The sequence below is a fragment of the Mesorhizobium sp. B4-1-3 genome (genome assembly GCF_006439355.1).
Classification (GTDB): Bacteria; Pseudomonadota; Alphaproteobacteria; order Rhizobiales; family Rhizobiaceae; genus Mesorhizobium.
Genome location: NZ_VFTG01000039.1, coordinates 26,821 through 37,676, shown reverse-complemented (window position 1 = coordinate 37,676; position 10,856 = coordinate 26,821). Strand labels below are relative to the sequence as shown.

Below are 10,856 nucleotides of genomic sequence, written 5' to 3'. Positions count from 1 at the left end.
CTTCGAGAAAGCCTCTCAAGAATCCTTCTTTTGCTGCCTGGCAATAGACATTCGACTTATCTGCGATTCCCCTACCCACAAGGGGGGGAGATTGGCGCTCCAACGCCTCGCAATTTCCCCTTGACCTCAACCTAGCTTGAGCTTGCAAACCGTCTCCGAGCCACCTGCCAGACAAACCTTCCAAACCGGAGACAGATCGAAATGAGCACTCAAAACCATCGCACCGGCAGCGTGTTCCGGGTCGACAAGTTCGTCGTGCCCGCGCAAGCGCGCGATGAAATCCTCAGCAAGGCCAGGATGACGCATGAATTGCTGCGCCAGCAGGAAGGCTTCGTGCAGGATTTCCTGCTCGAGCAGTTCTCCGGGCCGGGCGAGTTCAACTTCGTCACCGTCGTCGAATGGGAAAGCCAGGCCGCCGTCGACAAGGTGGTGCCGATCGTCAAGGCCGCGCATGAGCGCATCGCCTTCAGCGCCCAGGAAACCATCGCGCGCCTGGGGGTCAAGGCCGACATCGCCAACTACAAGCGCGTGCCGGAGATGTAGGGCGTAGATGTCCTGCCAGGGCTGACGGATGACGAAAGCGGGCCTGATAGCCAATCTCCCCCGAAGTGGGGGAGATGTCCGGCAGGACAGAGGGGGGTGCTGTCCCGCCGACGTAACCAATGATCGGGATTACGCTGGATATTGTTGCGTTGCGGGGAGGGGGGCTTTCCGCTATTGAGGCGCAACCTGAAACAGGGACCGCCCCCAGCCCTATGACGCTTCTCGACTCGGTCAAGAATACGTTCGTTCCGATCCATCGCGAAGGCTATCCCTTCATCGCCGCCTTCGCCGCGGCGACGCTGTTTCTCGGCTATTTCTCCTCGGTCCTGTTCTGGATCGGGCTGATCCTCACCGCCTGGTGCGTCTATTTCTACCGTGATCCCGAGCGCGTCACGCCGGTCGACGACCGGCTGGTGGTGAGCCCGGCCGATGGCGTGATCTCGGCGGTTGGGCCGGCCGTGCCGCCGGGCGAGCTTGGCCTGGGCCCGGGCGAAATGACCCGCATCTCGGTCTTCATGAACGTGTTTTCCTGCCACATCAACCGCGCTCCGGTGCGCGGGCGGATCACGCGTATCGAGCACAAGCCCGGCAAATTCCTCAATGCCGAGCTCGACAAGGCAAGCTCCGAGAACGAGCGCAACGGGCTGGTCATCGACAGCCCGAACGGCATCATTGCTGCCGTCCAGATCGCCGGCCTTATGGCGCGCCGCATCGTCTGCTGGGCCGAGACCGGCGGCACGATCGCCATCGGCGAGCGTTTCGGCTTGATCCGCTTCGGCTCGCGTGTCGATGTCTTCCTGCCGTCCAATGCCGTGCCGCGCGTCGCGGTTGGCCAGACGGCGGTGGGCGGCGAGACGGTGCTTGCGGAGTTTGGCGGCACGGCGGTCACGCCACTGGTCAGGATTTCCTGAGCGTTGGGCGCGCCGTTCAAGAAGTTCGAGGCCCATGCCAGCGGCGGTCCGCGCATCCGCGAGATCCCGATGCGCATGGTGCTGCCCAACCTGGTCACGGTCCTTGCCATCTGCGCCGGCCTTTCGGGCATTCGCTTCGCCTTCGAGAACCGCTTCGAGATCGCGGTGGTCATGGTGCTGCTCGCCGCCTTCCTCGATGGCATCGACGGGCGGCTGGCGCGTATGCTGAAGGCCACCTCGAAATTCGGTGCGCAGATGGATTCGCTGGCCGATATCGTCAATTTCGGCGTGGCGCCGGCTCTGGTGCTCTATGCCTTCCTGCTCGACCGCGCCGGCTCGCCGGGATGGATCGCCGCACTTCTCTTCACCATCGCCTGCGGCATGCGGCTTGCCCGCTTCAACGTGCTGGCCGACGACACCGACCAGCCCGCATGGCAGACCGAGTATTTCGTCGGCGTGCCGGCCCCGGCCGGCGCGGTGCTGGTCATGCTGCCGCTCTATCTCTATTTCCTGCGGCTCGGGCTGGAGCCCACCCGACCGGCCGCCTTCGTCGCCACCGGCTTTACCGTGCTCATCGCCTTCCTTCTGGTCAGCCGACTGCCGGTCTATTCCGGCAAGAGCGTCAAGGTGCCGGGCGACAGGGTGCTGCCGGTGATCCTCGGCGTCGTGCTCTACATTCTTCTGCTGATGACCTACCCCTGGTACACGCTGACCGCTTCGGTCGCCGGGTACCTGCTGTTTCTGCCGTTTTCGGTGCGCGCTTATTCGAAGCGCGCCATGCGCGAAGGCGAGAAGGTGCCGCCATCGGATATCGGGTAGCGCGCCTACGCCGCCGCGCTCAGTCCCAACCTGTCGATCGCCAGCTTGCGCGCCGAGATGTAATCTGTCTTGCCGGAGCCCAGAACCGGTATTTCTTCCACCTTGATGATGTCGTTGGGCACCATCAGCTCGGCAGCGCCCGCCTTCTTGCCGAACTGGCGCAGTTCCTCGGCATTGGCGCCGTCGGCGGTGGTGACCAGAACGATGCGCTCGCCGCGCCGCTTGTCGGGCACGGCAACCGCCGCGTGGCGCTCTTCCGGCCATAGCGACTGCACCAGCATCTCGACGGCGCCCAGCGACACCATCTCGCCGGCGATCTTGGCGAAGCGTTTTGCCCGCCCGCGGATGGTGATGAAGCCCTCGCGGTCGATCGACACGATGTCGCCGGTGTCGTGCCAGCCTTCCAGCGGCTGCAATTCGCCGGGCCGGTTGGCGCTCATGTAGCCCATCATCATGTTCGGCCCGTCGAGCCACAGCCGGCCGCCGTCGGCGATGCCTTCGACAGGCTCCAGCTTCACGCGGATCGCCGGCAGCGGCCGCCCGACCGTGCCGTCGCGGCCATGGATGGCGGTGTTCACCGCCACGACGGGCGCCGCCTCGGTCAGGCCGAAGCCTTCGACGATCGAGGCTTGGAAGCGGTCACGGTAGGTGCGCCGCGTCTCCGGTTTGACCGCTTCGGCGCCGGCCACGACGAAGCGCAGGCTGGAGAAGTCGCCGTCCTTGGCGGTGCGGGCATAGTTGGCGAGGAAGGTATCGGTGCCGAACATCACCGTCGGCTTCACCTTGCGGGCAATCTCGGGGATGATCTTGTAGTGCAGCGGCGAGGGGTAAAGGAACAGCTTTACCCCCAGCACCAGCGGCAGGATGGTGCCGCCGGTCAGCCCAAAGGAGTGAAACGCCGGCAGCACGTTGAGCAGCGTGTCGACCGGCGAGACCGAGACGCGCGCCTCGGCCTGCATGACATTGGCGAGCAGGTTGCGGTTCGACAGCACCACCGCCTTCGGCGTGCCTTCCGAGCCAGAGGTGAACAGAATGACGGCTGGCTTCGACGCTTGCTGCCGCTGCAAAGGCAGGCGCCACAACAGCGCGGCCACGACTTTGTCCAGGGTCGTCACGCTGGCGCGCACGTCTTCCAGCCAAAGCATCTTGGCGCCGCCCGCCTCGACCGCGGCGACGACGTCGTCGATGCCGGCCTTTTCGATGAAGGCGCGTGAGGAGATCACGGTGCGGATCACGGCGGTGCGGATCGCCGCGGTCACGCTGGCCGGGCCGGCGGTGTAGTTGATCATCGCCGCCACGCGCCCCGCCGAGATCAGGCCGACGAAGGTGAGCACCACGCCATTGGCGTTGGGCAACAGCACGCCGACCGCTTCGCCAGGCGCCGTCGCCGCCTCGAAATGGCGGCCGAGCACACGCGCGCCGATGAACAGCTTGCGATAGCTGAGCGAGCCGGAGATCACGTCCTCGATGATGGGGCGCGAAGGGCCGATGCGATCGGCGGCGTCGCGCATGGCGAGGAACAGCCCGCGGTCGAGGTTTGTGCCGTAGAGCCGGGCCTCGGCGAAACGGTCGAACAGCGCGTTGGTGTTGGAGGCCATGTCCGGGTTGCGCGCCACCAGCTCGGCTATGGTCATTGGCTCCAGCGCGCTCACCGAAAGCCGCGGGAACCAGTGGCGCGGTGCCTTCTCCTTCGGCGTCAGTGAAACGGGCAGATCGCGCGTGCAGGAGACGAAGATCGGCACAATGCGGGCATCGGCCTGCATGGCGATTCGGGTGATGGCGCGAAACAGCCGGAAGGATTTGACGTCCGGCTCGACGTGGTCGGGCAGATAGACGGCGAGCCGCCCCTTGCCCTTCAGCACGCGCACCAGCCGCCGGCTGACGAAAACATGCTCGGCATTGAAGGCAATGGTGCGGGCAAGCTCGCGCCACGGCTCCAGCCATGGCGAGCGCGCCGAGGCCTCGTCCAGAATGTGCAGCGTGTCGTCGGGAAGCAGGGATAGCATCAGCGCCGGCTCGATACGCGACTGGTGCCAGACCACATAGATCACCGGCGTCTTGGCGCTGCGGGCAATGCGGATGCGATTGTCGGCGATGCGATAGGCGAGCTTGAACGGTACATAGAGCAGCGCCTGGGTGAAGCGCAGGTCGAGGCGGAACCTTTCGATCACCGCAATCAGCAGCCAGGCGAACACAAGGCCCGCCAGCAGCGCCAGGGTCAGGATCATGCCGCTCTCTCCCAGTCTCCTCCAGGGCGCGGCTCTTGAGCGGCCGCTTTGGTGGCAGAGGGTAGCGGAAGCGCGGGCAAGGTCAATGCGGGCTGAAGCACTGCCTCGATCTCCGCTTGAAAAGCTCCGACGCGTGTCGTAAATAAAATGACACGTGACGGAGAAGTGAGCATGGCCAGTTTCCCGGCGGGGTTTGCCGAAGCACCGCACATGGAGCCGGAGTTCGAACGGCTGGTCGGCCTGTTCGGCGGGCCGAAGGTTCTTGGATCCTCGGTATCCAGCCCGCTCGAGGCGCATGAAATGATCCTGCATGGAATTCCAAGCCAGGCTCTGGAAAGCCTCGTCAGGCAACTGACCGTCATCGAAGCAGATGCCTTCGAGGCGGCATTCGGCATGAGCGAGCGGACATTTCAGCGGCACAAATCGGATCGCTCCCGGACGCTCAACCGCGAGCAGGGCTCAAGGACCTGGAATTTCGCCAGGGTTCTCACCAAGGCTACGTCCGTCCTTGGCACTCAGGAAGCAGCCGAGAAATGGATGATCGAGCCCGCCATGGGCTTGGACAACCGGCGACCGATCGATCTCTTGGCCACGGCGGCGGGCACTATCCTTGTACAGGAATTCCTCGAACGGCTTGATTATGGTGTCTACGCGTGACGCCTTTGCCGGGTTCTCTTGGGGCGGGAGAAGTCCTCGGCTGGAGACTTGATCACAAACGCTTTCAGGCGAGCTGGGACAGCGGCGAGGGAGCCTTCAAACTTGGAGGAAGGTGGAACAGCAAAGGCGTCAGGGCCGTCTATGCATCCATCGACCCCTCGACCGCTATTCTCGAAGTGGCTGTACACAAAGGATTTCGCACGCTCGATACGGTCCGCCACGTGCTGACGGCATTCGAGATCGCCGATTCTTCGCAAATTCATGTGGTGGAGATCGGTGACATTCCAAACGCGAACTGGCTTCGGCCAGGCATTCCAAGCGCGGGGCAGCAGCAGTTTGGCGACGGTCTGCTGGCGGAGCACCCCTTGTTTCTGATTCCGAGCGCTGTGTCTCAGCATAGCTGGAACCTGGTGTTCGATCCCGTCCGGGCGAGCGGCCTTTACAAGCCGTATCTGCAGGAGGATTTCGCGCTGGATACCAGGCTTCATCCTCCCGCGGGATAGCGTATCGTCCTGGCGGGTGGAGGAACATCCTTACGCCGCCTTCAGCCTCCCGCTTATGAACCGGAACTCCTGGCTCTTGCCGCCATAGCCATAGGCTGCGGCCGGCACCTCGTGCACAAAGGCATAGCTTTCCTCATGCACACCGCCCAGCAGCTGGCCGAAAGCCTCGAAGATCGCCTTCAGATAAGCCTCCAACTCCAGCTTGGTGTTGGTTCCGTCGACCACCTTGATATCCAGCCAGAATGTGCTGGTGCCCCGCTCGGCCAGCGACCTTCCGCCCGCAAACCAGTGCTGCGGATCGATGTAGTTGACCGCGACCGCGGTGATCGTCGGATCTTTGTGCAACAGCTTCGCGGTGATGTCGGTGGCCTTGTTGGCGATCGCTGCGGACAGCTTGGCGTCGGGCTTGCCGGTGATGCTGATATTGATGATCGGCATTTTCTCTCTCCTTTGATTTCGCCCGTCGCGGCTTCGGTGGCAGAGATATGGGCTTGTTCTTCTTTCAATAAAATCGAATTGTTTTTGAGAAAAACTTCGATACTGTCGAAGTGTGGAGAGGCTCGATCCCGATCTCTTGAAAACTTTCCTCGCCTTCGTCGATGGCGGCTCGCTGGCTAACGCCGCGTCGACTGTCGGCCGCACTCCGTCGGCGGTGACCGCGCAGATGCAGCGGCTGGAAGAGATCGTCGGCGAGCCGCTGCTCACCCCCAAGGGCAGGGGGCGCGGGCTGACGCCGGCCGGCGAGGACCTTGTCGGCCACGCGCGGCGCATCCTTGCCGCCCACACCGAAGCGTGGCTGGCGCTGAAAGGCGCGCGCGCCGGCGGCCGCGTCTCAATCGGCACGACGCAGGATTTCGCCGACCACGGGCTGCCGGACTTGCTCAGAGCCTTCGCCGCCAGCCATCCACGTGTGAGGATCGAACTGCGCGTCGGCCGCTCTCTGGAGCTCGGGTCGGCGCTGCAAGCGGGCCAACTCGACCTCGCGATCACCATGCGCCATGCCCCGTCGCCGGATGAAGTGGCGTTGATCAGCGAGCCGATGCTTTGGCTTTGCTCGGAAAAAGGCCTGGCGACGGGGCAGGAAGCGGTGCCGCTGGCGTTGCTCGATCCCTATTGCGGCTTCCGCGAGGCCGCGCTCAATGCACTCGATGCTGCCGGCCGCCGCTACCGCATCGCCGCCGGCAGCGCCAGCCTGGCCGGCCTGCGCAGCGCGGTCAATGCCGGCATCGCCCTGACGCCGCGCACCCGGCGCTTCGCCCATTCCGGCATCGTCGAGGCGTCCGCCGATTTAGAGCTCCCGCCGCTGCCGGTGGCCGATTTCGCCATCCGGCTCGGCCGCGAAGCCGCCCTCCCGGCGCGCGACCTGGCGGAGCTTCTCAGCGACGGATTGGCCCTGCCGTCCTGAACAAAATTGCCGCGCCATTTCCCGGGAGTTCCCCGGAACAAACAATTCCCAAAGAAAAAGCCGACCTTTTTGCGGGTCGGCTTCTAGTCGGACGGGTCGAGGGGTTTGGGGGGACTTGGGGGTGACCCGTCGATCTAACAATGCCTGAGCCGGATGATGGTTCCGTGACTGGCAAATTATTTTTACGAGGCCGCCGACTTCGCCTTCAGCCAGTCGCGCCCGGCATGCGCGAAAACCGCGCAAAGCACGATGGCGCCGCCGACGACGCTGGCGATGGGTGGGACTTCACCGAGGAACAGCAGCGCAAACAGGATGGCGAAGGGCACTTCGGCCGAGCCGAGCAGCCCGGCTTCGGCCGACGGGATCAGCCGCGAGCCCTCCGTCCACAGGATCGAGGCCAGGGCGAAGGAACAGCCGAAGGCGGCAAGCAGCACCACGTCGCGCGTCGAGACGGCCAGCGGATCGGCGACGAACCAGCCGAGCACGAAGAGCAGGAAGGCTGAGACCGCGCCGGCCCAGACGACCGGCGAGTCGCGAAAGGCGCGCACCATGATCATGTAGAGCGCGCTGCCCGTGGTCATCAAAAGCGCCAGCCCGTCGCCGAACAGATGGCCGCTGCCGAGGCCGGCGCCCACCATGATGGCGACGCCGCACAGCGACACGGCCGCTGCCATCATCGTCGGCAGCCGGAATTTTTCCCGCACCAGAAGGAAAGCCAGAAGCGCGGCGATGAAGGGCGAGGTCGCATAGATCACCGCGACATTGGCTACAAAGGTGAATTTGAAGGCCGAGATGAAGGCGACGCTGGCGGCAGCACCCTCGACCGCGAGCAGCCAGCCGCGCCAGCCGAGTTTCAGGCTCTCGCGCCCGCCCGAGCGGCGGCGCCGCCACAGCACATAGAAGCTGATCAGGATCGAGCCGAAAAAACCGCGCCAGCAGGTGATCGTCAGCGGATCCGCATGGATCGACTTGGTCAGTACGCCGGTGAGCGCGAAGGCGATTGCCGAGGCCGACACCAGGATGATGCCGAGCGTGCGCTCGGCCGCCACGTCGGCGGTGGCAGGGGTAAGCTTTTCGGGCATGTCGAGCGCGTCCGTCATGGCGCCAGCCTACCCAGTTGCTCCTGACAGCCATCTGTCATGAGGCGTGCTCCCGTCTGCGGAAATGCTCGTTGCCGACGATGAGCAGGCCGGCGCCGACGATCAGCGCCGCGCCCATGAACACTTCCGCGCGCGGCACGTCACCCCAGATGACGTAGCCCAGCGCGAAGGCCCAGACCAGCGAAGTGTATTCGAAGGGCGCGATGATCGACACCGGCGCCCGCTTCATGCCCTCGAACAGCACATATTGCGCCACCCCGCCGAGTGCCCCGACGCTGACAAGCAAAAGAAGCTGCCGCCAATCGGGCATGCGCCACCACAGCAGTGCCGGCACCGCTGAGAAGAGCAGGAAATAGAAGTTGTTGAGCACGAGCTGGATCGTCGTGCGTTCCTGCAGCGCCGTCTTGCGCAACAGCACCACGGCGATCCCCCAAAGCACGGCCGCCGCCAGCACCAGAAGCACCGGCATGGAGAGGCCGAGCCGCGTCGGGTCGCAGGCGATGAAGACGCCGACAAAGCCGATGAACACCGCCAGCCAGCGTAAAAGCGGCACCGTCTCGTCCAGGATCAGCACCGACAGCACGGTGACGATGATGGGTGCTGCGTAATAAATGGTGGTGAGCTCGGCCAGTTGCAGCGAGCGGGCGGCGTTGTAGTAGCAGAGCCAGGCGGCGAGCGTGAAGGCGCTGCGCACCAGCATCGGCCTGACGATCGGCGAAACGATCGTGTCGGTAAACAACCGCTTGCCTCCGATCGCGCCGCAGGCGAGGAGCACGGTGATCGAGCGGACGAACATGATCTGCCAGACCGTCATGCCGACGACCAGGAGCTTGATCGAGGCATCCTGCGCCGAAAACAGGAAATAGGCGGCGGCCGTGAACAGGATGCCGGCCAGCACCCCTTCGCGGCTTTCCAGGACGACGATTTCGGCCATGCGGTTTCAGCGTGTTTGCGTGAGGCGGTTCGGGACCGTTGCTCCAGCTATAGGGGCGAAAGCTTGCACGGCGCTGCTCCAGCGCGGCGCTTGCGTTGGCGCAGGTCGTTGCCGGGGCCGGTCGGGGGCTACTGCGTCGCCTGGAAGAGCTCCGATGCCGCATCCTTCAGCGCGCGCCGCCCGTCCGGCCGCAGATACATCATGTGGCCGCCCTCGACGACGTCGAGGCGGATCGGCTTGGCGTCGCCGAGAGAGGGAACCTGATTCACCAGATAGCGCGAGGCGAGATAGGGCGTGACGAGGTCGGTATAGCCGTTGACGATGACGACGCCCAGGGCAGGGTTGAGCGAACGCGCCCGCTGCAGGTCGTTCATCACGCCGGCATAGCCCTGGCCCGATGTGCCGTAATCCCAGTTGCGGCTGATCTCGCCATTGAGCAGCCGATAGCTGACATCGGTGCGGTAGTTGAGCTCGTCGCGGACATAGGCAACGAAAGTGGAAGTCAGCACCGGAACGCTGCGGTCGAGCACCGGGTCGGGGCCGGCCTCATGCGCGCTTTGCGGCGCGATGTCGGCGGTGCCGATGGTGGCGTCATAGGGGCTGAGCACCTTGCCCGTGGTGCGCTGGAATTCCTTGGCAAAGAGCCCGATGGGAATGCGGGCGAAATTGCGTTGGACGAGGTCGAGCGGCAGGCCGGTGATCTCCGATACGCGCCCGCTGGCGAGCTTTCCGCCTTGCTCCAGCCCGCTGTTCAGCGCCGTCAGGTAATCGCCGAGCGCGTAATGCTCGACTTCGGCCAGCCTGTCGCGCAACGCGTCGCCGCTGACGCCGTCGCCCTTGAGCCGCGTCGCCGCCAGCGAAGGCAGCTCCAGCGCCCAGTGCAATTGGTCGAACTGGTCGGGCCGCACCAGCATGAACTCCAGCGCCGGCGAGATCAGCACAATGCCGCTGGGGCTCAGGCCCACATCCTCCTGCAGCGTGCGGGCAAGCAGCGCGGCGCGAAAGCCGCCATAGCTTTCGCCGGCGAGATAGAGCGGCGATCCGGTGCGGCCGTTCTGCGCCAGATAGAGCCGGATGAAGGCGCCGACCGAGCTGGCGTCGGCATCGACGCTCCAGAATTCCTTCGGCTCGTGCCCCGGCGCTTCACGGCTGTAGCCGGTGCCGACCGGATCGACGAAGACGAGATCGCTCATGTCGAGCCAGCTGTCGGAATTGTCGATGAGCTTCTGCGGCGGCCGCCGGAACTCGCCGTCGGCGGCGGTCTCGACGATGCGCGGTCCGATGGCGCCGAGATGCAGATAGGCCGAAGCGGCACCGGGGCCGCCGTTGAAGACGAAGGTGATCGGCCGATCCTTCGCCGGGGTGGGCGATTGCTGCGTGTAGGCGACATAGAAGATCTCGGCCGTGACCTCGCCCTTGCCAGACAGCAGCGACAGCGTGCCGGCCTTGGCCTGGTAGTCGAGCTTGCGCCCGCCAAGCGTGATCGAATGCTCGGTCACTTGCGGCGGCGGCAGGAGCGACAGCACGCCGCCGGTCGGAGCCGGCCGTTCCGGTGTTTCGGCCAGCGCCGGCTGCACCAAGATGGCGAGCGCCAGGAGGATAAGGGGGACGAGCTTGGATCGCATGAGGGCTCCGCTGATAGTCTCGAATAAGTATGGCCTGGGCGTGTGAAGTCAAAGCAACAATCGCAAACGTGGTGATCCTTCGCTCCCCCCTCTGTCCTGCCGGCATATCAGTGCTATCAAGGCGTCAAAGA

Annotated in this window: 11 protein-coding genes; 6 read left to right on the top strand and 5 right to left on the bottom strand. The window is 64.7% G+C overall.

The window, feature by feature from the left end; all coding sequences use genetic code 11:
• Positions 1 to 201 precede the first annotated feature (201 nt).
• The 3 genes from FJW06_RS28195 (at position 202) to FJW06_RS28180 (ending at position 2,273) form a co-directional block, all read left to right on the top strand.
• Positions 202 to 543 carry an antibiotic biosynthesis monooxygenase gene (locus tag FJW06_RS28195; RefSeq protein ID WP_140756706.1) on the top strand — a complete coding sequence of 114 codons (342 nt, stop codon included), beginning with the start codon at positions 202 to 204 and terminating at the stop codon, positions 541 to 543.
• 119 nt (positions 544 to 662) lie between these two features.
• The gene (locus tag FJW06_RS28185) at positions 663 to 1,454 is read left to right on the top strand and encodes a phosphatidylserine decarboxylase (RefSeq protein WP_140756702.1); all 792 of its coding nucleotides are present in this window, start codon (positions 663 to 665) and stop codon (positions 1,452 to 1,454) included.
• A gap of 75 nt (positions 1,455 to 1,529) precedes the next feature.
• On the top strand, positions 1,530 to 2,273 hold the full coding sequence (locus FJW06_RS28180) for a phosphatidylcholine/phosphatidylserine synthase (protein ID WP_246674901.1): 744 nt from the start codon (positions 1,530 to 1,532) through the stop codon (positions 2,271 to 2,273).
• 5 nt (positions 2,274 to 2,278) lie between these two features.
• Here FJW06_RS28180 and FJW06_RS28175 read toward each other — a convergent pair whose 3' ends face one another.
• A complete protein-coding gene (locus tag FJW06_RS28175; RefSeq protein WP_140756698.1) occupies positions 2,279 to 4,501 on the bottom strand; it encodes an AMP-binding protein in 2,223 nt (740 codons plus the stop codon).
• A gap of 171 nt (positions 4,502 to 4,672) precedes the next feature.
• On the opposite strand from FJW06_RS28175, the gene FJW06_RS28170 reads away from it, so the two are divergent.
• Positions 4,673 to 5,158: an antitoxin Xre/MbcA/ParS toxin-binding domain-containing protein gene (locus tag FJW06_RS28170; protein WP_140756696.1), complete on the top strand. Its 486-nt coding sequence runs from the start codon at positions 4,673 to 4,675 to the stop codon at positions 5,156 to 5,158.
• The gene (locus FJW06_RS28165; protein ID WP_140756694.1) at positions 5,155 to 5,661 is read left to right on the top strand and encodes an RES domain-containing protein; all 507 of its coding nucleotides are present in this window, start codon (positions 5,155 to 5,157) and stop codon (positions 5,659 to 5,661) included. Before FJW06_RS28170 ends, FJW06_RS28165 begins: the two co-directional genes overlap by 4 nt.
• A 30-nt stretch (positions 5,662 to 5,691) precedes the next feature.
• Here FJW06_RS28165 and FJW06_RS28160 read toward each other — a convergent pair whose 3' ends face one another.
• The gene (locus FJW06_RS28160) at positions 5,692 to 6,099 is read right to left on the bottom strand and encodes a 4-oxalocrotonate tautomerase family protein (protein ID WP_140756692.1); all 408 of its coding nucleotides are present in this window, start codon (positions 6,097 to 6,099) and stop codon (positions 5,692 to 5,694) included.
• A gap of 112 nt (positions 6,100 to 6,211) precedes the next feature.
• Between FJW06_RS28160 and FJW06_RS28155 the strand changes: the two genes are divergently transcribed.
• Positions 6,212 to 7,066: a LysR substrate-binding domain-containing protein gene (locus tag FJW06_RS28155; protein ID WP_140756690.1), complete on the top strand. Its 855-nt coding sequence runs from the start codon at positions 6,212 to 6,214 to the stop codon at positions 7,064 to 7,066.
• Positions 7,067 to 7,248: 182 nt separating this feature from the next.
• Here the strand turns inward: FJW06_RS28155 and FJW06_RS28150 are convergent, their stop codons facing one another.
• The 3 genes from FJW06_RS28150 to FJW06_RS28140 form a co-directional block, all read right to left on the bottom strand.
• Complete coding sequence (locus tag FJW06_RS28150; RefSeq protein ID WP_246674897.1) at positions 7,249 to 8,166, bottom strand: DMT family transporter; 918 nt, start codon at positions 8,164 to 8,166, stop codon at positions 7,249 to 7,251.
• Between the two features lie 37 nt (positions 8,167 to 8,203).
• Positions 8,204 to 9,100, bottom strand: a complete 897-nt coding sequence (locus FJW06_RS28145; RefSeq protein ID WP_140756688.1) for a DMT family transporter — start codon at positions 9,098 to 9,100, stop codon at positions 8,204 to 8,206.
• 128 nt (positions 9,101 to 9,228) lie between these two features.
• Entirely contained in the window at positions 9,229 to 10,725 is a 1,497-nt protein-coding gene (locus FJW06_RS28140) for a peptidase S10 (RefSeq protein ID WP_140756686.1), read from the bottom strand.
• Between the last annotated feature and the right edge of the window lie 131 nt (positions 10,726 to 10,856).